The following is a 26,345-nucleotide window of genomic DNA, read 5'->3' as shown; positions in this document are numbered from 1 at the left end:
CTCTATGAGACATAGTACAGAATGAGACTATGTCTCATAGCCAACCGGAAAGCCTCGCCGTGCGCAAGAGGCGGGCGACGAACGCGCGGATCGCCGCGTCGGCGGCCCGGCTGGCCGGCCTGCACGGGGTCGGCGGCACGACGGTGGACCAGATCGCGGCGGACGCCGAAGTCGCGCGCGCGACCTTCTTCCGCTACTACGACACCAAGGAAAGCGCGGTCGCGGAAGGCATCACCGGGCCCTGGCTCACCCTGGTCACCGAAGCGATCGCCCACCAGCCGGACGACCTGCCGGCAAAGGAGGCGCTGGTGGCGGCGTTCGGCGAACTCGCGGCCGAGTTCCCGGCCCACGCGGGCCAGATCCGCGAACTGGCCCGCCTCACCCGCTCCTCGCCGACCCTGGGCGCCTGGACGGCCCAGGCGTACCACCGCTACGAGCAGGCGATCGCCGAACTCCTCACGCCCCGCTTCGGCGACGTCTCCGCCCACGACCCCCGGCCGCGCCTGCTGGCCGCCCTCGCGATGGCCGCGGTCCGCATCTCCCTCGACGACTGGGTCGACCACGGCGGAGCCCTCCCGGACCTCATCCACCGCGCCCTGCGCACCATCGCGATCGAGCCGAGCTGAGCCAGGCCCACCGAGCCGACGGCCCAGGCACACGAGTTCCGTTTCCGATCACGCGAGTTCCGGCTCCAGTCACGCGAGTTCCGGTCGCAGTCACGTGGGTTCCGGGTCCAATCACGCGACCCGACCGACCGGGTACGCGAGTCGACCCTCCGGGCACGACGGGCGGCCCGGACCCGGGTGATCCGGGCCGTAACTCGCGTGATTGAGGCCGGAACTCGCGTGTTTGGAAACGGAACTCGCGTACCCAGGGTCAGGTCAGGGGTTTGGGGCGGACTGAGCCCAGGTCGCGCGCCAAATCGAGCGCCTCCGCGCCGACGCGGGTGGCTTCGTCGAAGTCGCCTTGCCGCGCGTGGTTCTGCGCGAGCATGATCAGGGTCAGCGAGCGGCTGCGGGCCATGTCCGCGCCGTAGCGGCCGGCCGCGTCCGTCAGCTCACCATCGCCCGTCGTCGTCACCATGACCTCACCTCGCGCCACCAGCACGCATGGTCAGTCGGCAGTATCGGCAGCACGGAAATACCCCCGGCGGGCCCGAAGGAAACGGGCCCGCCGGGGTGTCACTCGTTCGGGCAGCCGCTCAGTGCCGGTACCCCGGCGAGCCGACCAGCCGGACCGGGACCCCGCCCCGGACCGTGCCGAGGTCGGTCAGCGCCACGGTTTCGAGGCCGTTCCCCGGACCGCCGTCGCTGGTCACCGCCAGGGCGAGGGTGTTGCGCCCGTTCGGGTTCAGGACGCCGTTCGGCAGCGCGAACGTGTGTTGTGGACCGACGTCGGCGAGGTACTGCCCGAGGTTCCACCCGTTCACGAAGAGCAGCGCCCGGTAGCGGCCGCCCGACCGCGGCGTCGCCGGGTCGCCGATGGTCAGGCCCAGCGAGGCGTCCTGTCCCTTCGGGACGTTCAGGGTGAAGTTCGTGCGGTACCACGTGGTGCCCGGCGCCGCCGTCGCGGCCGGGACCTGGCCCGCCGCCCAGCGGGCGTCCGGGTAGCCCGGCAGGGACCAGCCCGCGCGCTCGCCGTCGAGGCCGCCGTTGTTCAGCGGGCCCCGCACCGGATCCGCGACGCCGCCCCGGATCTTCCAGGCCACGCCGGTGAGCGACGACGAGATGAGCCCACGGCCTTCCTTGTGGGCGTCGTTGACGCCGCCGTCCTCGTTGTGGCCGTTGTCGCGCACCATCACCGAAAGGACGTGCTCACCTTCGCCGCGCAACTCCTCCGGCACGGCGAAGGTGGCAGTGCCGGTCGTCGGCGGGGACGCCAGCGCGCTCGGCAGCACGTGCTGGCCGAGATAACGCCCGTCGAGCCACGCCTGCAGCATTCCCGCGCCACCACCGCCGTACGTCAGGGTCAGCTCGGCCGGGACCGGACCGTTCGCGTGCCCCCGGTACCAGACGTCGCCGGTGTGGAAGCCGTAGTCGTCCGCAGTGAGAACCGGTTGCCCCGCCGGGGGTTTGGTCGTGCTCGCGGTAGTCGTCTTGTCCGCGGACGGCCACCCGCGGTCGTCGTAGGCGACCGCCGATTCGGGCGAGCCGGGAGCCTGCTTCCACCCGGTCAGGAGGGGCAGCTCGACCGCCGCCGGGCCGAGCAGCTGCGCCGTCGCCAGCAGACTCGACGACGTCGTCCGCCGGGCCGGCACCGGCCGCCCGTTCCACGAGACCACCGCAGCGGGGCCCCACACCTCGAGGTCACTGGCCCGGGCGGTGTCGCCGGTCAGCGCCAGGAACGGGCCGATCGACCGTGCGGTGCGCAGTATCGCCGGGCCGCGGACGAGGACGGGGCCGGCCGCGGTGTCCTGGCGCCAGAACGTGTCGGCGGTCGCGTCGTCGGCCAGCAGCAGGGTCACCGGAGCCCGGCCGCCGCCGGAGATCCGAACTCGGGCAAGTCCATTATGGACGTAGTTCAGCCGCAGGTCACCGTTCGCGGCGTCCCAGGTGGACGTGGCGGCACCGGAAAGGACGTCCACCCGGGGTTGCGTCGCGTACCGCAGGGTCGTTTCCCCGTCTTCGCCGGGACGGCCGTTCAGCAGCACGGTGCCGGCCACCGACGTCGTGATTTCCGACGTCGAGTACACCAGGTGCTGGCCCGCGAGGTCGAAGTTCGCCACGAGGTGCTTGGCGTCCTGGCCGTTCAGGCGCAGCGTGCCCGCCTGCGGCACCGTGTACGAGCCGTCCGCTGTGGACAGTGGGAAGGTGAACGCGTCGTCCGTCGTGGCCTTCGGCGGGTTGTGCACCGGCAGGTAGAAGTGCGTCTTCGTGTCCGGGTTGACGTTGTGGTAGACCTTCACGGCCGCCGACGACGGGGTGATGGGGTCCGCCTTGTCCTGCTTGGTGATCGGCGGCACCGCCTGCAGGAAGTAGCCCAGCTCCTTCATCGTCAGCGCCTTCGGCCGCAGCTGGCGGCCTTCGTCGATGGCCGCGCCGTAGTCGTACGACGAGTAGACGACCGGGGCCGGCAGCCAGCCCCACGACGTCCCGCCGAAGGTCATGTAGAAGTTCTGGATGGTCAGGCCGTTCGCGATGTTGGTGCCGTAGAACACGCGCTCGTAGCCGGGGCCCTGGCGGACCGCCGTGCACGGGTAGGTGCCGTTGCTGCCCCAGTAGTCGAACCAGCCGCCGCCGAACTCGGCGGTGAACCCGGGCGTGTTCGGCGACGCGCTCGCGCCGCCCTTCGCCCCGCCCGGCCCGTAGAGCCCCCAGTCCGGGGCGTTGCTCGGCGCGCCGGGGGTGGCGTCGGGACGGCAGGTGCCCGCCGGGTAGGTGTCCCACGCGTAGAGGTCGACCTTGCCCGGCACGGTGCCGGGCACGCCGGAGTCCGGCGGGACCCAGATCCCGTTGCGGCCCTTGTCGTTGTGGAAGATCGGGACGCCGATGCCGTCGGCCCGCACCTTGTCGTAGAGGTGCGCGATGTAGTTCTGCTGGGACACGCCGGTGGCGGCCAGCTCGTTCTCGATCTGGTAGAGGATGACCGGGCCGCGACCGTCGGTGTACTGGTGCCGCGCGATGATCCGGTCGATCGCGGTCAGCCACTCGTCGGCCGCGGCCAGGTAGTCGGGCGCGTCGCTGCGGGCCTTGCCCTGCTGTGTGGCCAGCCAGCCGGGGAACCCGCCGCCGGTGACCTCGGCGTTGATGTATGGCCCGGGCCGTGCGATGACGTACAGCCCGGCCTCGGCCGCGAGGTCGAGCACGCGGTCCATGTCGCGGACGCCGGTGAAGTCGTACACGCCGGGCGCGGGCGAGTGGTAGTTCCAGTCGAAGTAGATCGAGACGGCGTTGTAGCCGGTGGCTTTCATCTTCTGCAGCACGTCACGCCACAGGTCCGGGCTGGGCAGCCGGAACGGGTGGAACTCGCCGGACCAGACGAACTGCCGCTGCCCGTCCAGCATCAGCGAATACTTGTCGAAAGTGACCTGGTGCTGGGCGTGCGGGGCCGCCTCGGCCACCGGCGCGCTGCTCAACCCGGCCGCCGTGGCCAGGGCGAGCGCGAGGGTGAGAAGACGACGTCTCATCGTCAAAGCCTTTCGGGACGCAGGAAGAGCGAGAACGGCAGCCGGGCTTCGGCCATGGCTCGCGCGACGAGTGCGGCGTACTGCTCGGCGCCGTACCGGCTGAGGTGGGTGGCGTCGTCGACGCCGTCGTGCGCGAGCGTCAGGTACAACGGCCAGGAAGCGGCTTCGCCCAGGCCTTCCACCAGCGCCTGGCTGCGTGCTGTGAGGTCGAGCAGCGGGATCTTCCGCTGCCGGGCGACGTCGCGCATCACCGCGGGCAGGTCCACGCCCAGGTTGTTGACGACCAGGCCGAGCGGGGTGAGCTTCCCGTCCGCGCCGAACCGGTGCCGCACCGGAGGCGTGACCAGCACCGGCGCCCCGCCTTGGGCCCGGACGCCGTCGATCAGGGTGGCGAGGTTGGCGCGGTAGACGTCTTCGGTCGTCTGCTTGTCGTTGTGCGCCAGCTGGATCAGCACCTCGTCGCCGGGGCGGATCATCGGGCGCACGCGCGGGAAGTAGCGCGCGTCGGCGAGGTAGCTGACCGTGCTCGCGCCGGACTGCGCGTAGTTCCGCACGCTGGGCCCGGCGCGGAAGAACTCCGGCAGAGCTTGCGCCCAGCCGTTCTTCGGCAGGGACGTCCAGTCGGCGGCGGTGGAGTCGCTGATCACGAAGATCCGGGGTGCCCTCGGCTTGGGCGTCACGGCGATGCGGATCGGCTTCGGCGACGGCCCGGTGAGCCGGACCTGCAGTCCCGGCGTGCCCGGGCCGTCCTCGCCGCTCGGCATCCCCTCTGGAGTGCGGACTTCGACGGTCACCGACCGGTGGACGTACTGCCCCGCCATGGTGTCCACCGGGGCGAGGGCGATCCGCCGGGCTTCGACGTCGAGACCCGTCTGCCCGGTCAGGAACGCCTCGATCTCGTAGTCGCCCGGGGGCACGTCGAACGAGCACGAGCCGTCGCACACGGTCCAGTGCGGGGAGGCGGCCGCCGGGGCGGCACCTAACGCGAGGAGAGCAACCATGGCGAGGATCTTCACGGTGCTTCCTCCGGGGCGATGGCGAGCAGGGCGATGGTGGCCAGGTTGCGCTGGGCGAAGTCGTTGGTCGCGAACGTGGCGAAGTCGCCGGCGGGGTTCGTGGTGGTCCGGGTGGGAATCTCCGTCACCGGACTGGCGACAGCGGAGCCGGTGACGCGTTCCGCGGGTGGCCACGGCTTCCCCGCGGGGTCGCTGGTGAACTGGTCCCAGCCGCGCTTGCGCAGGCTCGCGTCGCCCAGCTGCTCGCCCGCCCAGGCCGTGACGCGCGAGTAGATCGTCTTGAACAGCCCGGGGTTGAAGTCGCGGCCGTACCGGGCGATCTTCTCGGCCGACGGCGCCTGGGCGTACCGGGCGAAGTCCAGGTAGGTCCGGCGGAACTCCGGGACGTCGACGAGGTCGAGGGCCTCCCAGAGGATCTGCTCGCCGAGGAAGGCCATCGAAAGGTTGTAGCCGCCGTCGAAGTCGCCCTTCTCCAGGTTCACGAGGTGGCCGGTCGCCGGGTCGAAGCCGACCGCGCCGCCCGCCTCGCCGGTGAAGAGCCCGGCGGGGAACGTGGCGATATCCTTCATGCCGGTGACGATCCGGTCGCGCCAGCGGACGTCGCCGGTGCGCTCCCACTCCGTCAGCCAGTTGCTGACCAGCGCGTACCAGTCCGGTCCGATCCGGACGCGGGCCGGCGCCTTGGTCTGCGGGGGCAGGACTTCGCGCAGCGGATCGACCGTGCGCAGCGTCTCGTCCACCTGCAGCGACGACCGGATCAGCTCGCCCAGCAGCTCGTCGGCGGTGAGGTAGTAGGAGAACCGTTTCGTGAACGACTCGCCGACCCTGGCCTCCTTGGCGCCGTCGCCCCAGTGCACGACGGCGTGCCGCGACCCCAGCCCGGCGAACCGGCCGCTGTGGTGAGTGTCCACTTCGGACACGTGCTGGGTCATGGCGTGCGCGAGCCGGAACGTCCGGGGATCGCCCGAACGCAGGAAGGCGTACCACAGCAGGGCATCCGTGCCGAGCTCGGCGTTGTCCCAGGCGTACCCGCCGACGTCGTAGCGCCACTCGTGGCGGTCGGCGTCGTAGGTGTGCATGACGTCGCCGTAGTGCCAGAACCCGTACCACTCACGCTCGTCGACCTGGTCGGCGTAGAAGCCGATCTCGCGGGCGATCCCGTCTTCGAGGGCCGCGCGGGCGGGCGTGCCGCGGTCGGGCAGGCTCCACCGGCCGAACACCCCGGCCGCGTGGTAGGTCGCCGGGTCCGTGACGAGCTGTGGCGGCGCGGTCAGCGTCGCCGAGAGCGCGGCGATCGTGTCCCGGGGCGGAGTGGCCGCCAGCGCCCACAGCCGTAGTTCGGTCGACCGCACCATGCCCTGCGGCGTCGCGAAGCCTTCTTGGACGTCTTCGTAGGAAAGGTCCAGCCCGTGCGCGACGGTGTCGTAGGTCCTCAGATCCATCGCGGGCGCCAGCGGGGAGTACGACCAGAGCGTCACCGAGGCCGTGTCCGTGGCCGCGCCGCGGATGTCCAGTGAACGCGGGGCGCGCTGCCAGAAGTCACGCAGGCCGAAGCCCAGCCCGCCGCCGACCCCGCCGACATAGCCGAAGCCGGACGCGCGGTCGCCGCGGCCCGCGTGTTTCAGCCAGCTGCCCGCGGCCGTGGTGCGCTTCCACACCGCGAAGTGCCGGGCTGACTCCTGGAACAGCGTGAAGTCGTTCCACAGAGCCAGGTTCTGGTAGCCGTCGCGCACCTGCTGGCCCCACTGCGCGACCGGTGGCGTGGCGGTGCCGTCGGTCTGGGCCTTCCGGACCGCCGAGCCGGGGTCGCGGCGCAGGCCGGTGAGCACCCGGACCGGCTCGCCCCACACGCCGCCCGCGGCCGTGCCGAAGCGGACGTGCCGGTTGTGCGGCTCGTCGGTCAGCGGGACTGAGAACCGCAAGCCCAGCCCCCGGACGAAGTCGTGGTTTTCGTCGGCGTCCCAGCGGAAGCTGTGCACGACGCGCAGGGAGTCGTCACCCGCGCCGAGGTAGACCCGCAGGGTCCACGGCAGGATCGCGCGCGTACCGCGGCCGCGGTCGCGCCGGTACCGGCCGGTCAGCTTCACCACCGCGCGCACCGGCCCGGACTGCTCGACCTCGGCGCGTTCGACGATCCCCGTCCAGTCCTCGCGGCGGGGTGCCCGGGAGTCGTCGGCGTCGTCCGGCTGGTCCTGCAACCGCAGCACGAGCTCGCCGTCGCGGGCGACGACCCGGCCGGCGCGCGAAATCGACGGCACGGCGATCGGGCCCGTCGTCGCGATCTTCAGCTCGACTGTCCCGTTGGCCACCACGATTTCGCGAGGCGACCGGCGCACGGTGACCGGAACCGGTGGCGGCGCGGGCGCCCCGGAGGCCAGCGCGAACGCGTCCGCGGTGGCGGACGACGTCACGGCGTGCCCGGTCCACTTGACCGAACCGTCCGGCCAGTACGCCAGCGGCCACGACTGCACCGGCACCGGCGCGCCGTTGGCGGTGTGCAGGGCCAGCGGGACGTTCCGGGCCAGCGTTCCCCGTGGCCAGGGGACGCCGAACGCGCAGCCTGCCGGGGCGGCGGGCCTGCCGTCCAGCCAGTGCAGGCGCACCTCGCCGCCGCCGGACGCCGCGGAGGTGGCGGCAGCCGCGGCCACCGAGGGTGTGACGGCCGTGGCGGCCAGTGCCGACACGCCGCCGAGGAAGACTCTTCGGGAAAGGGGGAACTGCGAGGACATCGTCGGCCTCCGGATCAGCTCGTCGCTGCCGCGATGAACCGATTCAAACCAGACCATCCGGGCTTGTCAACCCGGTCGACCCGATCAGTCCAGTCCGCGAGTAAGCGCTTTCTCAACGAACGGGTCAACGGCTGCGGCCGTTCGACCGATTCGAAAGTTTCGGCACTTTCGTTGCCATCACTGCTGTTCGACACTGCTGGTTGACGCCGCCCGTGAGCGGACTTACCGTGCTTGAACCGATTCAAGACCGAATTCCGGTGAGCTCGCCCGGGTGGTGGTCTCCAGAAGGGAAATTCGATGAACGGACGGTTCGGGGTGCGCGCCGGCCTGGTGGCGGCCGTCGCGGTCACGCTGGCGGGACTGGTCACGGGGTGCGGCGGCGGGGGTGACGCGCCGGGGAGCACGACGATCCGCTTCGTGTGGTGGGGCAACGAAGATCGGGCCAAGGCCACGAAGGCCGCGGTCGATCTGTTCATGAAGAACAATCCGGGCATCACCGTCCAGACGGAGTACGCCGCCTACGACGCGTACTTCCAGAAGTTGTCCACCCAGGTGGCCGGGGGCGCGTCACCGGACCTGATCCAGCTGGACCGCGCCACGCTCGGCGAATACCAGCACCGCCACGTGCTCGAGGACCTGAGTTCGTCCGTGGGCAAGACGATCGACGTCACCGGGATCGCGCCCGAGCTGCTGGCGGGCGGGAAGATCGAGGGCAAGCAGTACGCCGTGCCCGGCGGCCAGACCACGCAGATGCTCGCCTACGACCCGGCGGTCTTCACCAAGGCGGGGGTCGAGCCGCCGTCCGGGCCGGGCAAGAGCTGGACCTGGGCGCAGTTCGCCGAAGGACTCCGCAAGGTCGGCGCGACCGGCGTGGCCGGGACGACCGACTTCGGCTGGGCCGTCGACTGGTTCGAGGTGTGGCTGCACCAGCACGGCGAACAGCTCTACACCGACGACGGCAAGCTCGGCTTCACCGCCGCCGACCTGACGCGGTTCTGGACGCTGACCGGCGATCTGCGGGCGAGCAAGGCCGTCACCGCGCCCGAGGTCACCGCGAAGATGGACGGCTCGATGCCGAACTCGGGCCTGGTCACCAAGCACGCCGGGTCGGAGGTCAACTACGACTCCAGCCTGTCCGCCTACCTCTCCAGCTACGGCCCGGGGATCAAGGCCGCGCCGCTGCCCAGCGACGGCCCGGCGTCCGGCATGGCCGCCATGCCGCCGGTGACCTTCGCCGTCGCGCAGCGCTCGGCGCACAAGGAAGCCGCGGCCAAGCTGCTGAGCTTCCTGGTCAACAGCCCCGAAGCGGGCAAGCTGCTGGGCGTCGCGCGCGGCCTGCCGCCGAACACCGCGATCCGCGAGCAGGTCTGCGGTGCGGCCCAGGCGGCCACGAAGGCCGTCTGCGACTACGAGAAGTCCGTCGCCGACCGGATCGGCCCGGCGACCGGCCTGTGGCCCACCGGTTCCGCGGCGATCAAGCGGGACTTCCAACGGGTCTACGACGACGTGATCTTCGGCCGGACGAGCGTCGCCGACGGGGCCGCCCGCCTGGTGCAGACCGCCCAGCAGTCGCTCGGATCCTGAGGGAGGTCCGGATGACGCAAGCAGTGCTGGACCGGCCGGTGGCGCCGGAACGAGTCGCGCGCCGCCGCGGCCGGGCCGGCCAGGGCGCGGGATACCTGTTCCTGTCGCCCTGGCTGATCGGGGTGCTGGCGCTGACCATCGGCCCGATGATCGCGTCGCTGTACCTGTCGTTCACCGACTACGACCTGTTCGACGCGCCGCACTGGGTCGGCCTGGACAACTACGTCACGATGTTCACCCGCGACGACCGGTTCTGGCACGCGGCGGGTGTCACGGCGCAGTACGTCGGGCTGTCGGTGCCGCTCAAGCTCGGGCTGGCCCTGGCCGTCGCGATGCTGCTGAACCGCGCGCACCGCGGCGCCGGGCTGTACCGCTCGGCGTTCTACGCGCCCTCACTGCTCGGCGCGAGCGTGAGCCTCGCCCTGGTGTGGCGGGCGATGTTCTCGACCGGCGGCACAGTGGACCGGGTGCTCGCCGCATTCGGCCTGGACACCGGCGGCTGGGCCGACCAGCCCCAGTTCGCGCTGCTGACCGTGATCGCGCTGGCGGTCTGGCAGTTCGGCGCACCGATGGTCATCTTCCTCGCCGGGCTCAAGCAGATCCCGAAGGAGCTGTACGAGGCGGCGGAGCTCGACGGCGCCGGTCCCGTCCGCCGCTTCCGCTCGGTGACCCTGCCGATGCTCTCCCCGGTTCTGCTGTTCAACCTGGTGCTGGAGACCATCCACGCGTTCCAGTCGTTCACCGGCGCCTTCGTCGTCAGCAGCGGGCGCGGCGGGCCCAGCGACTCGACCCTGCTCTACACGCTGTACTTGTACCAGCGCGGTTTCACCGACTTCCGGATGGGTTTCGCCTCGGCGATGGCGTGGGTGCTGCTGGTGGTGATCGGCGTGCTGACCGCGCTGCTGTTCCGCGGTTCGCGCCGGTTCGTCTTCTACGCGGGGGAGGGCCGATGACCCGCCGGTCCTGGGCGTGGCACCTGCTGATGGTGCTCATCCTGCTGGTGCTGCTGTACCCGGTCCTCTGGCTGGTCTCGGCGTCGTTCAAGCCCGCCGAGGAAGTGCTGGCCGGGCTTTCGCCGCTGCCGTCCCATCCCACGGGGGACAACTACACGCAGGTGTTCGGCGGCGTCGCCGGTTACAGCGTCTGGCACTACTTCGCCAACTCGGTGGTGATCTCGGCCGGCGCCGTGCTCGGGAACGTGCTGTCCTGCTCGGTGACCGCCTACGCGTTCGCCCGGCTGCACTTCCGCGGCCGCGGGCCGCTGTTCGGGTTCATGCTCTCCACCATCATGCTGCCGCAGCACGTCGTGCTCATCCCGCAGTACGTGATCTTCCAGAAACTCGGGCTGGTCAACACGTTCTGGCCGCTCGTCCTGCCGAAGTTCCTGGCCACCGACGCCTTCTTCGTCTTCCTGATGGTGCAGTTCATCCGCAGCCTGCCGGGCGAGCTGGACGAGGCCGCGACGATCGACGGCTGCGGGCCCGTGCGGACGTTCCGGTACGTGATCGCGCCGCTGCTGCGGCCGGCCCTGATCACCACCGCGATCTTCACCTTCATCTGGACCTGGAACGACTTCTTCTCGCAGCTGATCTACCTCAACGACCCTGGCAAGTTCACGCTGCCGCTGGCGCTGCAGATCTTCGTCGACCAGACGAGCCAGTCGGCGTTCGGCCCGATGTTCGCCATGTCGGTGCTCGCGCTGCTGCCGATCGGGCTGTTCTTCTTCGCCTTCCAGCGGTACCTGGTCGAAGGCGTGGCGACGTCGGGGCTGAAGGGATGAACACGGTCACCCGCTCGGTGGGGCTGCTGGCCGAAGTGCTCTTCGTGGGCCTGCTGGTCTGCGTGGCGTCGGTGTCCGTCGTGACGGCGCTGGCCGCGGCGGCGGCCGGTGCGGTCCTGCTCACCGAGGCCGTGGCGGACGGCCGGACACCCACGGTGCGCCGGTTCGGCCGGGTGTTCCGCGCCGCGCTCGCCCACCCGGTGGCCGTCCTGGCTCCCGCGGGACTGCTGCTCGTCGGCGGGGCCGACGTCGTCGCGGTCCTGGGCGGGCTGCCCGGCGGCCGGGCTTTCGGGGCCGTCCTCGGGGTGGTGCTCGCCGCGCTCCTGGCGGCCGGCCTGCGCGGTGCCGCGGCCTGGCGGCCGGGCCATCACTGGCCGGAAGTGCTGGCGGCGGCCGGCCGGGCGACGGTCGTGGACTGGCGCGGCAGCGCCGGGCTCGTCACGGCGATCGTCGTGGTGGCCGTCGTCGTCGGGCAGGCGCCGGCGTTCGTGGTCGTCGCTCCGGGGCTGCTCGTGCTGGCCGCCGTCGCGGTCCGCGCCCGGGAGCGGCGGTGAAGCCGGCGATCGGCATCCGCGACGTCGCGATCCGGGCCGAGGTGTCGGTCGGCACGGTGTCCAACGTGCTGAACCGCCCGGACGTCGTCGCCGCGGCGACCCGCGAGCGGGTGCTCGCCGCGATCGACGACCTGGGGTACGTCCGCAACGAGCCGGCGCGGCAGCTGCGGTCCGGGACCGCCCGCACGATCGGGCTCGTGGTGCCGGACGTGGGCAACCCGTTCTTCACCGACGTCGCCCGCGGTGTCGAAGCGGCGGCGACCGAGGCCGGGCACGCGGTGATCCTCTGCAACAGCGACGAGTCGGTGGCCCGGGAACGCGGGCACGTCGAACTGCTGGCCTCGCAACGGGTGCACGGGGTGCTGATCACCCCGGTGCAGGCCGGTCCGGTGCCGCTGCGGCAGCTGCAGGACCGCGGGATCTCGGTCGTCCTGCTGGACCACCCGACGGCCGAGGAGGACCTGTGCTCGGTGGCGGTCGACGACCGCCACGGCGGCGAGCTTGCGGTCACCCACCTGCTCGCCGAGGGCTGCGAGCGCATCGTGATGGTCAACGGCCCGGCGGCCATCCACCAGGCGGCCGAACGCCACCGCGGCGCCCTGGACGCCCTCCGCCTGGCCGGCCGTGCTTCGGACGTCCTCGAGGTCCTCACGGCGCCGGCCCTGAACGTCTCGTGCGGCCTGCGGGCCGGCGAGCAGCTGCTGGCCAGGGCGGCGCTGCCCGACGCCGTCTTCTGCGCGAACGACCTGCTGGCGCTGGGCCTGCTCCAGGCGACAGTGCGCGCGGGGGTGCGGGTCCCGGAGGACCTGGCGATCGTCGGCTACGACGACATCGACTTCGCCGCCGCGGCCGCGGTCCCGCTGACGTCGGTCCGCCAGCCGAGGCACGAGATCGGGCGCCGGGCGGCGGCCCTGGTCATCGCCGAAACCCAGTCGCCGGAGGAGCACGTGCACCGGCACGTGGTCTTCACGCCCGAACTCGTCGTCCGCGAATCGAGCCGTCGGCCGCGGCGGGTGCGCGCGTTCGCAGAAATTGTCGAACAGCCTTGAAAATCTCCCACACGTGCGATTCCATTCTTACCGGAACGGCTCGTCACGTCGTCGATCAAAGGAGATCGAATGACCGTGTCCCGCACCGGCCGCCTGGCTCGAGTTGTCCTGTTCCTGGTGGTCCTCGCGCTCCCTGCGGCAATGCCCGTCCCCGCTGCCTCGGCCGCGAACTCCCTCACCATGCTCGGCGCGGACGTCTCGACCGCCCAGCGGGCGCTCGACCTCGGCGCGAAGTACTCCGGCGCGAACGGCGTCGCCGGCGACCCGCTCGACATCCTCAAGGGTGCGGGCGTGAACTACGTGCGCCTGCGCGTCTGGAACAACCCCCGCAGCGGCTACAACAACAAGGCCAAGGTGCTGCAGTACGCCCGGGCGGTGAAGGCCAAGGGGCTCAAGCTGCTGGTCGACTTCCACTACTCCGACACGTGGGCCGATCCCGGCAAACAGGCCAAGCCCGCCGCCTGGGCGTCACACGGCATCGGCGCCCTCCAGACCGACGTCCACGACTACACCTACGACGTCTGCTCGGCGCTCAAGGCCCAGGGCACGACCCCGGACAGCGTGCAGATCGGCAACGAGATCAACGTCGGCATGCTTTGGGACGACGGCAAAGTCGTCAACAACGACTTCGGGAACCTCGGCCGCCTGCTCAAGGCGGGCTACAACGCCACCAAGGCGTGCAACGGCGGCACCCAGGTCGTCATCCACACCGCCGACGCCGACAGCGACGCGCACGCGCGCTGGTTCTACGACGGCATCCGCGCGCAAGGCGTCCAGTGGGACGTCACCGGCCTGTCCTACTACTGCTACTGGCACGGCACCCTGGCGAACATGACCGCCGTCGTGTCCGATGTGCGGGCCCGGTACGGAAAGCCGGTCATCCTCGCCGAGACGGCCTACCCGTACACGACGGCGAACTACGACAGCACGCCGAACACCATCTCGGCCGCGCAGCCGTGCGCGGGCTATCCGGCCACCCCCGCCGGGCAGGCCGCGAACTTCACCGCCGTCCAGAACACCGCCCGCGCCGCCGGCGCGATCGGCGTCTTCTACTGGGAACCCACCTGGTACGCGGTGCCCGGCAACGGCTGGGACCCGGCCGACATCGCCGGTTCCGGCGACGGCTGGGACAACCAGGCCGTGTTCGACCGGAACGGACGGCTGAACCCGAACATCCGCTGGACGCCGTGAGTGCGGCCGGTTCGAGAAAACGCTTTCTCACCTCGAGCCGATCTGCTGAACGGTTAAGTGAATCGGGAGGTCCGGTCCGCCGCGACCGGTGTCCGGCAAGCGCTTTCCATGTTACCGTGGGAGCGCTCCCAGATCCATTCGTCCTGTCGAGCGGTTCTCCAGGAGGTCGGTATGCGCTGGCGATTCCTCCGCGTGCTCCTGGCCGGCGTGCTGCTGGCCGCCTGCGCTGTCGTGGCTCCCGCGGCGGCCGGTGCGGCGACACCGGCCCGGGTCATGGCGCTCGGCGACTCCATCACCGGGTCGCCCGGCTGCTGGCGGGCGTTGCTGTGGAAACACCTGCAGGACACCGGGCACACCGACGTCGACTTCGTCGGCACCCTCCCGGCCCCCGGCTGCGGCTTCACCTACGACGGCGACAACGAGGGCCACGGCGGGTTCCTGGCGACCGGGATCGTGCGGGACAACCAGCTGCCCGGCTGGCTGTCGGCGACGCACCCGGACGTCGTCCTGATGCACCTGGGCACCAACGACGTGTGGAGCGCCATCCCGGCGGCCACCATCCTGGACGCCTACACCACGCTGCTCGGCCAGATGCGGGCCGCCAACCCGGCCACCAAGCTGGTCGTCGCCAAGATCATCCCGATGAACCCGGCCAACTGCGCGGCCTGCGGGCAGCGGGTGGTCGAGCTGGACAACGCCATTCCCGCCTGGGCGCAGGCGCACTCCACGGCCGCGTCCCCGATCACCGTGGTCGACCAGTGGACCGGGTTCGACACCGCGGCGGACACCGGCGACGGCGTCCACCCGAACAGCACCACCGGCATCCAGAAGATGGAAAGCCGCTGGTACCCGGCCCTCGTGGCGGCGCTGGGCGGCGACACCCCGGCCGCGACCGGTCTCCACGTCGACGGCACGCGGATCGCCGAGGCCAACGGCACGCCGTTCGTGATGCGCGGGGTTAACCACGCGTACGTCTGGTACCCGGGCCAGAACCGCGCCTTCGCCGACATCAAGTCCTTCGGTGCCAACACGGTCCGTGTCGTCCTCGGCAGCGGGCAGCGGTGGGGACCGACTTCGGCCGCCGAAGTCACCAGCGTCATCGGGCAGTGCAAACAGAACCGGCTGATCTGCGTCCTGGAGGTGCACGACACCACCGGGTACGGCGAGCAGAGCGGCGCCGCGACCCTGGACCAGGCGGTCAGTTACTGGATCAGCGTCGCGAGTGCCCTCAAGGGACAGGAAAACTACGCCGTGATCAACCTGGGCAACGAGCCGTTCGGCAACAACCAGCAGGTGAGCGCGACCTGGGCGAGCGCGACGAGCGGCGCGATCAGCCGGCTGCGGGCCGCCGGGCTGCAGCACCTGCTGATGGCCGACGCGCCGATGTGGGGCCAGGACTGGCAGAACATCATGCGCGACAACGCGGCCACCGTGTTCACCGCCGACTCGCAGCACAACACCGTCTTCTCCATCCACATGTACGGCGTCTACGACACCGCCGCCGAGATCAACGCGTACTTCGACAGTTTCCGGACCGCCGGGCTGCCCCTGGTTGTCGGCGAGTTCGGGAACATGCACACGGACGGCAACCCGGACGAGGACACGATCATGGCCCAGGCGCAGGCCCGCGGTCTCGGCTATCTCGGCTGGTCGTGGAGCGGTAACAGCAGCGACGTCGCCTACCTCGACATGACGAACAACTTCGACCCGGCGAATCTCACGGCGTGGGGCGAGCGGTTCCTCAACGGCGCCAACGGAATCCGGCAGACGTCGAAGGAAGCCACGATCTACGGCGGCGGCAGCGGGGACACCGAAGCACCGTCCGTTCCGGGCACCCCGGCCGTCTCGGCGGTGACTTCCAGTGGTGCCACGCTGACCTGGACGGCGTCGACCGACAACGTCGGCGTCACCGGCTATGATGTCCTCCGCGCGAGCGGTGGCACGTTCGCCGTCGTCGGCTCGACCGCGACGACGTCGTTCACCGACAGCGGCTTGGCGGCTTCGAGCACCTACCGGTACCAGGTGCGGGCCAGGGACGCGGCGGGGAACACCTCGGCCGCTTCCGGGATCGCGTCCGTGACGACGAGCCCGGGTGGTGGCACCGGGGCGTGCAAGGTCACCTACGCCGCGTCGAACTGGGGTGGCGGCAACGGGTTCACGGCCAACATCACCGTCACGAACACCGGCGCGAGCACGGTCACCGGCTGGACGCTGGCCTTCACCTTCGCCGGGGGCCAGCGGATGACCCTCCCCGGCTGGGGCGCCACCTTCGCCCAGTCCGGCAGTTCCGTCACCGCCACCAACGTGAGCTGGAACGGCACGCTGGCACCGAACGCCTCGGCCGGCATCGGCTTCAACGGCTCGTACAGCGGGTCCAATCCGGCGCCGACGTCGTTCACGCTCAACGGGAGCACCTGCTCGGCCGGCTGAGATTCCGCTACTCAGGACAAAGGAGTCCTCATGTCCCTCAGGCAGCAGGCGGTCATTCTCGCCGGCTTGGCCGCGGTCACCCTGGTTCCCGCGCCGGCGGTGGCCGCGGCCGTCCAGAAAGCGCTTCCCGCACAGTGCTCGGGCACGGCGCCGATCAAGTGCCACTTCGCGGTCTCGCCGGGGAACTACGACGTCACGGTGGGGCTCGGCAGCACCACGAAGGCGGCCAACACGTCGATGTCGGTGGAGGCGCGCAGGCAGGTCCTGAACGCCGTCTCGACGAACGCGGGCCAGGTCGTCCCCACCACCGTGACGGTCAACGTGCGCAACCCGGAGGGCCAGCCCACCGGCCAGGGCGGCACCGGCACCGCGGGCCTGGACATCACGTTCGGCGGCAGCGCTCCCGCGATCGGCTCGCTGACCGTGACCGCGGCCCAGGCCCCGCTGGTGACGTACCTGGCGGGCGACTCGACCGTCTGCGACCAGCCGGTGGCGCCCTACACGGGCTGGGGGCAGCAGTTGCCGGTGAACGTGCGAGGTGGCGCCGTGGTCGCCAACTACGCGGACTCGGGTGAAAGCTCGGGCAGTTTCCTGGCCACCAAGGCGCTCTTCCCGACGCTCAAGCCGTTGATCAAGAGCAAGGACCTCGTGCTCATCCAGTTCGGGCACAACGACAAGCAGACGTCGGCGACGGCGTTCCGCGACAACCTCGCCAAGATGGTCGACGGCGTGCGCGAGCGCGGCGGCGTCCCGGTGCTGGTGACACCGCCGGTGCGGCGATTGTTCAGCGGCACCAAGCTGACCCCGACCGCCCTGCACGTCAACGGCGTGGGCGTGGACCTGCCCGCGGTGATCCGGGCGCTGGGCCAGAGCGCGAACGTGCCGGTGCTCGACCTGACGGCCAAGACCAAGTCCCTGGTCGAGTCCCTCGGCCCTGCCGCGTCGCAGAAGATCTACCTCACCCAGGCCACCGACGGCGTCACCGACAACACGCACTTCTCGACGTACGGCGCGACGCAGATGTCGAACCTGGTGGTGCAGGGCATCCGTGAGCTGAACCTCTCGCTCGTCGCCTATCTGCGCTGAACCCTGGAGGAGCCATGCGTAACTTCGTCTTCGGCAGGCGGCTCGCGGTGGCCGCCGCGGGTGTGCTGGCGGCGGGACTGCTGCTCGCTCCGGTCACCGGCGCGGCCGCCATCAACCAGTACCGGACGGTCACGGACTTCGACCCCGGCTGGCTGTTCAACTACGGTGACGCCAGTGGCGCGGGCGGTGCCTCCTACAACGACGGTGGCTGGCGCAAGCTCAGCGTGCCGCACGACTGGAGCATCGAGGGCCCGAACCCGCCGGCCAGCCCGTTCTCGCAGTCGGCGCCGAGCACCGGCCGGGGTGGCTACCTGCCGTCGGGCATCGGCTGGTACCGCAAGCACTTCTCGCTGGCCGCGGTGCCGTCCGGCCGCAAGGTGTCCCTCGAGTTCGACGGCGTGATGGCCAACGCGAGCGTGTACGTCAACGGCACCCTCATCGGCACGCACCCCTACGGCTACACCAGCTTCCGCTACGACATCACGGCGGCGGCGAAGTTCGGCGGCGCCGACAACGTGGTCGCCGTCAAGACGGACACGACGTCGCAGCCGGCGTCCCGTTACTACACCGGCGCCGGGATCCACCGCGATGTCCGGCTCATCGCGACGGATCCCGTGCACGTCGGCCAGTGGGCCACCCGCGTCACCACACCCGGCGCCAACACCGTGCACGCGGAAACCACCGTGGTCAACGAAGGCAGCGCGGCGGCGAGCGTCAGTGTCCGGGGCGTGCTCAGCGACCCGGGCGGGAGCGCGTTACCCGCGGTCACCACGGCGGCCAAGACTGTCGCCGCCGGCGCGTCCGCCACCTTCGCCTACGACGTGGCCGTGAGCAACCCGCGGCTGTGGGACCTGACCAATCCGAACCTGTACTCGCTGGCGACGAACGTCCTCGTCGGCGGCACCGCCGTCGACGACGACGTCACGTCCGTGGGCATCCGCACGCTGACGTTCAACGCCTCGACGGGCATGAGCCTGAACGGCAAGAACGTGAAGTTCCAGGGCGTCGCGCTGCACCAGGACTTCCACGGGCTCGGGATGGCCGCGCCTCAGCGGGCGATGCAGCGGCGGCTCGCCCAGCTGAAAGCGCTCGGGGTGAACGCCATCCGCACCGCGCACGACCCGCCCAGCCCGGCGTTCCTCGAGCTCACCGACCGGATGGGGTTCCTGGTCCTCGACGAGTTCTTCGACGTCTGGACCCAGCACAAGTACTCCGACGTCGGCGACTACGCGACGTACTTCGGCAAGACGGCGTCCGCGCCGGCGGGGACGCCCGCGGTGCCCGGTGCGAGCGGCTCGGTGCCGTGGTACCAGGTGGACGCCACCAGCGTGGTCATGCGCGACCGCAACCACCCCAGCGTGGCGATGTGGAGCACCGGCAACGAGATCCGCGACTCGCTCTCGACCCGGACACCCCTGCTGACCAGGATGGTCTCGATCGCGCACGCGCTGGACCCCGGCCGTCCGGTCACCCAGGCGCTGTTCCGGCCGAGCGACAGCGGCGACGTCACCGGGGCCACCCGGACCATCGTGGACGTCTTCGGCGGCAACTACCGGCCGGACGAGGTCATCACGGCCGCGAAGACGTCCCCGGCCCGGGCCGGGCTCTTCACCGAGATGGGCACCGACACCTCCGCCTGGACGACCGTACGGAACAACGCCATGGTCACCGGCCTGTTCCTCTGGACCGGCGCGGCGTACCTGGGGGAGGCCGACGGGCTGTGGCCGCGGGCCGAGCCGGACTTCGGCCTGATGGACGGCGTGGGCACGGTGCGGCCGATCGGGTACTCGTGGCAGCGCACCTGGGGTGCGCCGGCCACGTCACCACCGCCCACCGGCACCGCGGCGACCCGCGTGCTGGTGTCGCCCGACCACAGCACGGTGTCGACCGACATCGACGACGTCTCGTACGTGAAGGCGACGGTGGCCGACTCGTCCGGCCGCGTGGTGACCGGCTCCTCCGCCGCGGTCACGTTCGGCATCACCGGGCCGGGCGTGCTGGTGGCGGTCGACAGCGGCAGCCCGGTGCAGGAGAGCTTCCGCGGCACCGTCCGGAAGGCCTACCAGGGCGTCGCCTACGCCCTGGTGCGGGCCACCGGCCCGGGCGCCATCACGGTGACCGCGAGTTCCGGGGGCCTGACGACGGGCACGACCACGCTGACCGGCACCACAGCATCGTTCGTGCCCTGTTCCGGCAGCTGCGACTGACATGGCTTCCCCCTCTGGAGTGTGCGTATGAAACTCGTTGTCCTGAAACGTTTCCTCGTGTTCTGGGCGGCCGCGGTGACCGCCACTGCGGTCGCCGGTGCCCCGGTGGCCGCGAGCAGCCCGGCAGCCGGAATGACCTACTACGTCGCTCCGGCGGGCAGTGACAGCGCCGCCGGGACACAGACCGCGCCCTGGGCGTCGGTCGCGCACGCCCAGTCCGTCGCCCAGGCAGGTGACACGGTGTACCTCCGGGGCGGCGCCTACCCCTATTCCCGCGCGAACAAGGCCTGCGCGAGCCAGACCGACCGGGTGGACGCGATCACGCTGAACAAGAGCGGCAGTGCGGGCATCCCGATCCGCTACTGGGCTTATCCCGGCGAGACTCCGGTCTTCGACTTCTCCCGCGTCAGCGACGACTGCCGGATCAAAGGCTTCGACGTCACCGGCAATTACATTCACTTGAAGGGACTCGAGGTCAAGGGCGTCCCCCAGCACAACAACCTCAACCACGAATCCTGGGGTATCTGGATCTCGGGGAGCAACAACACCTTCGAATCCCTCAACCTGCACAACAACATGGGACCCGGCTTGTTCATCCAGGACGGCGGCGGAAACCTCGTCGTCAATTCCGATTCGTACGACAACTACGACCCGCTCACGTCGAACGGCGCGGGCGAAAGCGCGGACGGGTTCGGCGCGCACATCTCCGCCAACCACCCGGGCAACGTGTTCCGCGGCTGCCGCGCGTGGTGGAACTCCGACGACGGGTTCGACCTCATCAACGCGTTCTCGTCGGTGACCATCGAGAACTCGTGGGCCTGGCGGAACGGGTACCTGCCGGAGACGACGACGTCGTCCGGCAACGGGAACGGCTTCAAGATGGGCGGCTACGGCGGCACGTACGTGAGCAACGGCGTCAAGCACACCGTCCGGGACTCGGTGGCGTTCAACAACAAGGCCGCGGGCTTCTACGCCAACCACCACACACTGGCCAACGACTACTTCAACAACACGAGCTACAACAACAAACCGGACTACAACATGCTCGGGATCACCTCGAGCGGCGCGGCGACCGGCCTGGGCAACCTGCGCAACAACATCGCCTACAAGGGTTCCCTGACGTCGAACATGTCCGGCACGAGCGCGTCGTACAACTCCTGGAACCTGAGCGTCACCTTGTCGGACGCGCAGTTCCAGAGCGTGTCGACGGCCGGCTGGGAGGCGCGACGGCAGGCCGACGGCAGCCTGCCCGTGCTGCCCTACCTGCGTCTCGCGGCGAACAGTTCGCTGATCGACAAAGGCACCAACGTCGGGCTGCCCTACAAAGGGAAGGCGCCGGACCTCGGTGCTTTCGAGTCTTGACGGGCTGTGTCCTGACAAGAAGGCGGTGACCTCAGGGGTCACCGCCTTTCCGGCGTCATGCCTGCGTGAAGCCGTCCATGATGGCGGTCGGCTGGCGGTTCGCGGAGTTCCAGGCGACGTTGGCGTAGCCGGTGAACGGCGAATAGCCTTCCGGCTCCCAGTAAAACAGGCCCTGTCCGCCGGTGCTCTTGAGCGCGTTGAGGTAGGCGACCAGCGAGTCACGGGTGGCCGAGACCTTGCTCACCGGGCCGCCGAACTCGGTCTGCATGAAGGGTTTGCCGTACTGGTCGGCGATCTTCTTCATGTTCGCCACGATGCCGGCGGCGACGCTCGCGCTGCCGTAGGAGGAGAAGACCGACATGTCCCACTTGCCGCCGTTGCCGGCGTAGCGGCTGAAGAAGGTCTGCATCGAGTCCCACTTCTGCGGCTGGGCGAGGTGGACGCACACCGTCGTGCTCGGCGACACCTGCTTGACCTGGTTGTAGGCGGCGTTGAGCAGGCCCGTCATTTGCGCACCGTTGGAGACGCTGCCGACCGGGTGGCAGATGCCGCCGTTGATTTCGTTGCCGATCTGCACCCAGGTGGGGAGCACGTCGTTGCTCTTCATGACGTTCATGGTCTGGTTGACGTAGGAGTTCATGGCGCCGAGCAGCTGGCTGTAGCTCAGGTTCTTCCACGCCGCGGGCGGGTTCTGCACGCCGACGGAGTTCCAGGTGTCGCCGAACATGTAGTCAAGCATGATCGACATGCCGGCGGCCTTGACGCGCTTGGCCAGCGCGGCGACCTCGGTGATGCCGCAGTGGCCGTCGGTGGCGCTGCCCGACGGGTTGACGAACGTGCGCAACCGGATGGCGTTGATGCCGTATCCCTTGAGGATGGCCAGCAGGTCCTGGCTCTGCCCGGCGGCGTTCTTCCAGGTGTAGCCGTGGGCTTCCATCTGCGGCGCCCAGCTGATGTCGGCGCCCTTGAAGAAGGCGGCCGCGGTGGCTTCCGGCGGTAGCACGGCGGCTGTCGCCTGCGTCGTGGCACCTGCGCCCAGTGCGAGCGCGCCGAGCAGCACGGACCGCCGCCCCAGCCTGGTTGACGCAATTTCCGGCAGTTCATGGGTGAGCTCCTTCGACGGGGCCATCCGATCTCCTTTGATCGACGACGTGACGAACCGAGCGTTCTCTTGAATGGAACCGCACGAAGGAGATCTTTACAAGAGATTTCGGAAAGCGCTTTCAGTGATTGGCCTGATCCCGGCGGATCATCCAGCGCCACAGACCGGGGAAGAACAGCCACGCGAGGATCGCCTTCACGACGGCGGCGATGAGGTGGCCCGTGTCGATGCTCCAGTGGTGCAGGCCGGCGCGCACGAGCAGTTCGATGCCGAAAGTGACGGGGAGTATCAGCAGGAACGGCCACCACACCAGCGTGCGGAAGTAGCGGCGGCGCTTGATCTTTTCGACGTCCACCCGGCCCCCTCGGTCGTCACGGCGAAGCACCATCGTGGATACCCAGGGCGGTGCGACCGGAAACATGCCGGCCGCGCGGCAGCTGCCGAGGTGTCTTGAATGACTCATTCAGGTCTTCGGAGGTCTTGAATGAGTCATTCAAGACCTCCGGTGAACCGCCGAGCCGCGAACCGGGCGCGACTCTGCCGGAACCTGGGGCCGGGCCACTCAGGCGCAGCGGGGCTGGCCGGGGCAGGCGCGCAGGAACTTGACGACCGGGGCGGCCGGGATCGCGCCCGGCCCCGGCATGCCCTGCGGCCATGCGATGGTCAGGGCCACGGCGGTGGAGTTGTTGCGGTAGTTCGACTCCAGCAGCGTCCGGTCCGCGTTCACCGTGTTCACCAGGTCGTACGTGCCCGCCGGGACGTGCGTGATGTCCAGCCACTGGAAGTCGACGGTGTACTTGTAGTCGTCGCCGGCGCCGACCGAGATTCCTTCGAGCACGTCGAGGGCCGTGGGCTCGTGGTGGCGGCACTGGTTCGCGCGGAGGGTCTCGGCGAGGTCGGCGTCGGGGCCGGTGTCCCCGGGGACGTGGCTCAGCCGGCCGGCGTCGGCCACCGTGAACCGGTCGCCGAGGCAGAAGCCGTTCTTGCGGTCCGTGACGATCGTCTTTCCCTGCGGGGAAACCAGCGCGAAGTGTTCGAAGTTCATCAGGTGCCAGTGCTGGTGGGCGACGGCCGGCTCGTAGTACGTGAAGGCCCGGGTGACTCGCTGCGCCGAAACATAGTCAGCGGGGATCGAGCCGTTCGGGCCGTTGCGCAGGGCCTGGCGGACGGACATGGTGTCCTGGTTCGTCGTGTCGCGACGGCCGTAGAGCAGCAGCGGCCCGTCGCCGATGTTCTCCTCCGCGCTGGTGAACCGCAGCCGGACGGCCTTCGCCACGTTCACCGGGACGCACCGCCCGCTGGGTACCGCGGGGTCGATCACCGGGCACACGTCCCAGGCGTCGCACTGCGCGAGGTCGCCGGAACTCCCGCCGTCGCAGCCCGGGATCGCCTGGCGCAGATCGGGGAGGAGGACCTCCGAGGCCGCGTCGGCACGAGGAGCCGAGGCGGTGACCAAGGCGGTGACCAAAAGGACCACGGCCGCCAGTATCGCGTGTTTCTTGAGCAAGAGCTGCGCCGTCCTGTCCGGTCTTTCCGACCGCGTCATTCTAGGGGGCCCCGGCACGCCGTCGTGTCACACAATCGACTGAGCTGCCACCGTTCTGACGGCTGCGGTGAGTAGCGTGCGGGCGAACCGACGCCCCGGAGGGAATTCACCGCATGCCGACCACCACCGCAGCTTTCCGCGAATCAGCCGTAGGCGCCCCGGAAGTGCCGCCGGCCGGGACCGGCGGAATCACGCTGGTCTGCGGGACGCGGCCCGAATTGATCAAGCTGGCGCCGTTGATGCGGTTCTTCGGCGACGGGTGCGCGGTCGTCTACACCGGACAGCACTACGACCACTCGCTGTACTCGCGCATCCGCGCGGACCTGCCGCCGTCCGGGCGGTTCCACGAACTCGGCGTCGGCGCCGGGCGCCGCGGGGGCCAGCTCGGGCGGACCGTCAGCGCGGTCGACGAAGTCCTGGCCGCGCACCCCGGCCGGGTGGTGGTCGTGCAGGGCGACACGACGTCGGCGCTCGCCGGCGCGCTGGCGGCCAACGCGCACGACCTTCCGCTGGTGCACGTCGAAGCCGGGCTGCGCAGCCACGACCGCGCGATGCCGGAAGAGCACAACCGGGTGCTGATCGACCACCTCGCCGACCTCTGCTGCGCGCCGACCGACCTCAACCGCCGGAACCTCCTGGCGGAAAACGTGCCCGCCGAACGGATCGCCGTCACCGGCAACACGGTCGTGGAAGCGCTGGAGCGCGCGCTCCCGGCCGCCGCCGAGCGGGAGGCTGTCCTGGCGGCCCGGGGCCTGGCGCGCGACCGGTTCGTCCTGGCCACCATCCACCGCCCGGAGAACGTCGACGACCCGGGCCGGCTCGAGGTGATCCTGCGGGAACTGGGCCGGCTGCCGCTGCCGGTCGTGTTCCCGCTGCACCCGCGCACGGCCAAGAGCGTCGAGCAGTTCGGCCTGACGCGGCTGCTGGACCCCTTCGTCCGGCTGGAGCCCCAGGCCTACCCGGCGTTCCTCGCGCTGGCCGCCGAAGCCGCCGTGATCGTGTCCGATTCCGGGGGCATCCAGGAGGAAGTGAGTGTCCTCAAGCGACCCGTGGTCGTCGTCCGGCGCAGCACCGAACGCCCCGAGATCGCCGGGACGTTCGGCGTGCGGGTGCTGCCCGGGCCCGGGATCGGGACCGAGGTCGCCCGGTGGCTCGACGACGTCGCCGGCCACCGCGAGCGGCTCCGGCGGCTCCCGTCACCGTACGGCGACGGGTCCGCCGCCGCCCGCGTCGCGGCCGCGCTCGGTTCCGTGCTCGCTCAGCGGGCCGGTTCGGCGACCGCCGGCTGATCCCCGGCCGGGACGGCGATCCGGCTCGTGACGTCGTTCGCGAGCGCGACGCTCGAGTTCCAGCTCGTGACGTCCGGGTACACGTGGGCCGTCGTGGCCAGCAGCAGGTTCGTGCCCGCCACCGCGACGGGCGGCCGCTCGGCCAGATAACCCAGCGGGTACACGGGTTCGACGAACGGCGCCTTGAACACCCGCACCTCGGCGAGGTCGTCCGGGCCGAGCTCCGGGTACAGCGCCCTGAGCTGAGCCGACCAGCGGGCGGCGATCGCTTCGTCGTCGTCGAGGTACAGCGGCGAGCCGCGGTCGGTGTAGCGCATGACGTAGACGAGGTGGTGGCCGCCGGTGGTGCCGGCCAGCTCGGACATCGCGACGACCCCGTCGAACTCGGTGCCCGAGTGCAGCACCGGCGTCCAGTAGTGCTCGGTCAGCGGACGGCGGAGGAAGAACACGCCGGTGACCACACCCTGGTAGGGCAGGTCGGTCCGGGGCAGCCGGGCGGCCAGCTCGTCGTCGGCGATGCGCCGCAGCTGGGGCAGCGGCACGGTGGAGACGACGTGGTCGGCGTCGAGGACTTCGCCTTCGGCCAGGGTGAGGACCGCGCGGCCGCCCGTGCTGTGCAGCCGCCGGACGGGTGCCGACGTGCGCACGGTGCCGCCGGCCCGCTCGATCGACGTCCGCAGGGCGTCGATGATCGTCTTGTAGCCGCCCGCCGGGTAGCCGCGGGTGGCCACGTTGCGCTCCCGGCCCAGCCGTTGCCAGAGGTACAGCGCGGGAACGTCCCCGAAGGACGCCCCGAACTTCGAGCCGAACATCGGCGCGAAGAGCCGTTCCCAGACGACGTCGCCGTAGAGCCCGCGCAGCCAGTCCTCGGTGCGCAGCCGGTCGAGGTCCTTGTCCCGGCCCAGCCGCCGCAGCAGCAGGGAAACCACGCCGAAGCGCACCCTGTCGGGCAGCCGCAGCGGGGAGAACCGCAGCAGGTCGAGCGCGGAGTTGAACGGGTGGCGGTGGCCCTCGACGACCATGCCCATCGTCGTTTCCCGCCACCGCACCGAATCCCGCAGACCCAGCTCGCCCAGCAACGCCAGCAGGCTCGCGTCGGACGGCATGACGCAGTGGTAGAACCGCTCGGCCCAGCGGTCGCCGTGGGCGAAGAACGTGCCGAGGCCGCCGAGCTGGTCGCTGCTCTCGAGCAGGGTCACCCGGGCGCCGCGCCGGACGAGGCGGTGGGCGGCGGCGAGGCCGCAGATGCCGCCGCCGATCACGGCGACGTGGGGGGAGCCGGGAAGGGTCACCG

The 26,345-nt window shown here is 70.5% G+C and carries 20 protein-coding genes; 12 read left to right on the top strand and 8 right to left on the bottom strand.

All coding sequences use genetic code 11. The features are described 5' to 3' along the window. Window positions 1-29 precede the first annotated feature (29 nt). Window positions 30-626, top strand: coding sequence for an acyl-CoA-like ligand-binding transcription factor (locus tag A3CE_RS0113760; RefSeq protein WP_026468458.1), 597 nt, complete (start codon window positions 30-32; stop codon window positions 624-626). A 250-nt stretch (window positions 627-876) separates the two neighbouring features. Here A3CE_RS0113760 and A3CE_RS0113755 read toward each other — a convergent pair whose 3' ends face one another. From A3CE_RS0113755 to A3CE_RS0113740, 4 genes are all read right to left on the bottom strand, one after another. Beyond that, the gene (locus A3CE_RS0113755; protein ID WP_020640669.1) at window positions 877-1,083 is read right to left on the bottom strand and encodes a hypothetical protein; all 207 of its coding nucleotides are present in this window, start codon (window positions 1,081-1,083) and stop codon (window positions 877-879) included. A gap of 118 nt (window positions 1,084-1,201) precedes the next feature. Then, complete coding sequence (locus tag A3CE_RS0113750) at window positions 1,202-4,126, bottom strand: beta-galactosidase (protein WP_026468457.1); 2,925 nt, start codon at window positions 4,124-4,126, stop codon at window positions 1,202-1,204. 2 nt (window positions 4,127-4,128) lie between these two features. Further along, on the bottom strand, window positions 4,129-5,142 hold the full coding sequence (locus tag A3CE_RS0113745; protein WP_020640667.1) for a rhamnogalacturonan acetylesterase: 1,014 nt from the start codon (window positions 5,140-5,142) through the stop codon (window positions 4,129-4,131). Then, the gene (locus A3CE_RS0113740; RefSeq protein ID WP_026468456.1) at window positions 5,139-7,871 is read right to left on the bottom strand and encodes an exo-rhamnogalacturonan lyase family protein; all 2,733 of its coding nucleotides are present in this window, start codon (window positions 7,869-7,871) and stop codon (window positions 5,139-5,141) included. Before A3CE_RS0113740 ends, A3CE_RS0113745 begins: the two co-directional genes overlap by 4 nt. Before the next feature lie 297 nt (window positions 7,872-8,168). On the opposite strand from A3CE_RS0113740, the gene A3CE_RS0113735 reads away from it, so the two are divergent. The 10 genes from A3CE_RS0113735 to A3CE_RS0113690 all read left to right on the top strand — a co-directional run bounded on the left by A3CE_RS0113735 (window position 8,169) and on the right by A3CE_RS0113690 (window position 21,114). After that, window positions 8,169-9,455, top strand: a complete 1,287-nt coding sequence (locus A3CE_RS0113735) for an ABC transporter substrate-binding protein (RefSeq protein ID WP_020640665.1) — start codon at window positions 8,169-8,171, stop codon at window positions 9,453-9,455. A gap of 11 nt (window positions 9,456-9,466) precedes the next feature. Beyond that, window positions 9,467-10,408, top strand: a complete 942-nt coding sequence (locus tag A3CE_RS0113730) for a carbohydrate ABC transporter permease (protein WP_026468455.1) — start codon at window positions 9,467-9,469, stop codon at window positions 10,406-10,408. Further along, window positions 10,405-11,235, top strand: a complete 831-nt coding sequence (locus A3CE_RS0113725) for a carbohydrate ABC transporter permease (protein ID WP_020640663.1) — start codon at window positions 10,405-10,407, stop codon at window positions 11,233-11,235. Before A3CE_RS0113730 ends, A3CE_RS0113725 begins: the two co-directional genes overlap by 4 nt. After that, window positions 11,232-11,789, top strand: a complete 558-nt coding sequence (locus tag A3CE_RS0113720; protein WP_020640662.1) for a hypothetical protein — start codon at window positions 11,232-11,234, stop codon at window positions 11,787-11,789. The genes A3CE_RS0113725 and A3CE_RS0113720 overlap by 4 nt, the downstream gene beginning before the upstream one ends. Next, a complete protein-coding gene (locus tag A3CE_RS0113715) occupies window positions 11,786-12,838 on the top strand; it encodes a LacI family DNA-binding transcriptional regulator (protein WP_020640661.1) in 1,053 nt (350 codons plus the stop codon). Before A3CE_RS0113720 ends, A3CE_RS0113715 begins: the two co-directional genes overlap by 4 nt. Before the next feature lie 69 nt (window positions 12,839-12,907). Beyond that, window positions 12,908-14,029 (top strand): glycoside hydrolase family 53 protein, encoded by a 1,122-nt coding sequence (locus A3CE_RS0113710; RefSeq protein WP_020640660.1) that lies wholly within the window; start codon window positions 12,908-12,910, stop codon window positions 14,027-14,029. A 171-nt stretch (window positions 14,030-14,200) separates the two neighbouring features. Then, the gene (locus tag A3CE_RS0113705) at window positions 14,201-16,459 is read left to right on the top strand and encodes a cellulase family glycosylhydrolase (protein WP_020640659.1); all 2,259 of its coding nucleotides are present in this window, start codon (window positions 14,201-14,203) and stop codon (window positions 16,457-16,459) included. A 30-nt stretch (window positions 16,460-16,489) separates the two neighbouring features. Further along, entirely contained in the window at window positions 16,490-17,545 is a 1,056-nt protein-coding gene (locus A3CE_RS0113700; RefSeq protein WP_020640658.1) for a rhamnogalacturonan acetylesterase, read from the top strand. 14 nt (window positions 17,546-17,559) lie between these two features. Further along, window positions 17,560-19,752, top strand: coding sequence for a glycoside hydrolase family 2 (locus tag A3CE_RS0113695; RefSeq protein WP_020640657.1), 2,193 nt, complete (start codon window positions 17,560-17,562; stop codon window positions 19,750-19,752). Window positions 19,753-19,779: 27 nt separating this feature from the next. Then, a complete protein-coding gene (locus A3CE_RS0113690; RefSeq protein WP_020640656.1) occupies window positions 19,780-21,114 on the top strand; it encodes a right-handed parallel beta-helix repeat-containing protein in 1,335 nt (444 codons plus the stop codon). Between the two features lie 55 nt (window positions 21,115-21,169). On the opposite strand, the gene A3CE_RS0113685 is transcribed toward A3CE_RS0113690, so the two are convergent. From A3CE_RS0113685 to A3CE_RS0113675, 3 genes are all read right to left on the bottom strand, one after another. Continuing rightward, window positions 21,170-22,243, bottom strand: coding sequence for a glycosyl hydrolase 53 family protein (locus A3CE_RS0113685; protein WP_020640655.1), 1,074 nt, complete (start codon window positions 22,241-22,243; stop codon window positions 21,170-21,172). Between the two features lie 94 nt (window positions 22,244-22,337). Then, a complete protein-coding gene (locus A3CE_RS0113680; RefSeq protein ID WP_020640654.1) occupies window positions 22,338-22,571 on the bottom strand; it encodes a hypothetical protein in 234 nt (77 codons plus the stop codon). A gap of 207 nt (window positions 22,572-22,778) precedes the next feature. Continuing rightward, window positions 22,779-23,693: a lysyl oxidase family protein gene (locus A3CE_RS0113675; protein ID WP_245589514.1), complete on the bottom strand. Its 915-nt coding sequence runs from the start codon at window positions 23,691-23,693 to the stop codon at window positions 22,779-22,781. Window positions 23,694-23,875: 182 nt separating this feature from the next. Between A3CE_RS0113675 and wecB the strand changes: the two genes are divergently transcribed. Continuing rightward, window positions 23,876-25,051, top strand: coding sequence for a non-hydrolyzing UDP-N-acetylglucosamine 2-epimerase (gene wecB, locus A3CE_RS0113670; protein ID WP_026468452.1), 1,176 nt, complete (start codon window positions 23,876-23,878; stop codon window positions 25,049-25,051). Here the strand turns inward: wecB and A3CE_RS0113665 are convergent. Further along, window positions 25,021-26,343, bottom strand: coding sequence for an NAD(P)/FAD-dependent oxidoreductase (locus A3CE_RS0113665; RefSeq protein WP_020640652.1), 1,323 nt, complete (start codon window positions 26,341-26,343; stop codon window positions 25,021-25,023). The genes wecB and A3CE_RS0113665 overlap by 31 nt on opposite strands. Window positions 26,344-26,345 lie beyond the last annotated feature (2 nt).

The sequence above is a fragment of the Amycolatopsis balhimycina FH 1894 genome (genome assembly GCF_000384295.1).
Classification (GTDB): Bacteria; Actinomycetota; Actinomycetes; order Mycobacteriales; family Pseudonocardiaceae; genus Amycolatopsis; species Amycolatopsis balhimycina.
The sequence above is the reverse complement of the archived record's forward strand: the minus strand, read 5'-3'. Positions and strand labels throughout refer to the sequence as shown.

What these genes read in the sequence shown, in the direction of transcription:
- A3CE_RS0113725 (WP_020640663.1), top strand. Translation starts at nt 10,405, where the DNA reads ATGACCCGCCGGTCCTGGGCGTGGCACCTGCTGATGGTGCTCATCCTG.
- A3CE_RS0113760 (WP_026468458.1), top strand. Translation starts at nt 30, where the DNA reads ATGTCTCATAGCCAACCGGAAAGCCTCGCCGTGCGCAAGAGGCGGGCG.
- A3CE_RS0113730 (WP_026468455.1), top strand. Translation starts at nt 9,467, where the DNA reads ATGACGCAAGCAGTGCTGGACCGGCCGGTGGCGCCGGAACGAGTCGCG.
- A3CE_RS0113700 (WP_020640658.1), top strand. Translation starts at nt 16,490, where the DNA reads ATGTCCCTCAGGCAGCAGGCGGTCATTCTCGCCGGCTTGGCCGCGGTC.
- A3CE_RS0113740 (WP_026468456.1), bottom strand. Translation starts at nt 7,871, where the DNA reads ATGTCCTCGCAGTTCCCCCTTTCCCGAAGAGTCTTCCTCGGCGGCGTG.
- A3CE_RS0113720 (WP_020640662.1), top strand. Translation starts at nt 11,232, where the DNA reads ATGAACACGGTCACCCGCTCGGTGGGGCTGCTGGCCGAAGTGCTCTTC.
- A3CE_RS0113710 (WP_020640660.1), top strand. Translation starts at nt 12,908, where the DNA reads ATGACCGTGTCCCGCACCGGCCGCCTGGCTCGAGTTGTCCTGTTCCTG.
- A3CE_RS0113755 (WP_020640669.1), bottom strand. Translation starts at nt 1,083, where the DNA reads ATGGTGACGACGACGGGCGATGGTGAGCTGACGGACGCGGCCGGCCGC.
- wecB (WP_026468452.1), top strand. Translation starts at nt 23,876, where the DNA reads ATGCCGACCACCACCGCAGCTTTCCGCGAATCAGCCGTAGGCGCCCCG.
- A3CE_RS0113705 (WP_020640659.1), top strand. Translation starts at nt 14,201, where the DNA reads ATGCGCTGGCGATTCCTCCGCGTGCTCCTGGCCGGCGTGCTGCTGGCC.
- A3CE_RS0113685 (WP_020640655.1), bottom strand. Translation starts at nt 22,243, where the DNA reads ATGGCCCCGTCGAAGGAGCTCACCCATGAACTGCCGGAAATTGCGTCA.
- A3CE_RS0113750 (WP_026468457.1), bottom strand. Translation starts at nt 4,126, where the DNA reads ATGAGACGTCGTCTTCTCACCCTCGCGCTCGCCCTGGCCACGGCGGCC.
- A3CE_RS0113690 (WP_020640656.1), top strand. Translation starts at nt 19,780, where the DNA reads ATGAAACTCGTTGTCCTGAAACGTTTCCTCGTGTTCTGGGCGGCCGCG.
- A3CE_RS0113695 (WP_020640657.1), top strand. Translation starts at nt 17,560, where the DNA reads ATGCGTAACTTCGTCTTCGGCAGGCGGCTCGCGGTGGCCGCCGCGGGT.
- A3CE_RS0113735 (WP_020640665.1), top strand. Translation starts at nt 8,169, where the DNA reads ATGAACGGACGGTTCGGGGTGCGCGCCGGCCTGGTGGCGGCCGTCGCG.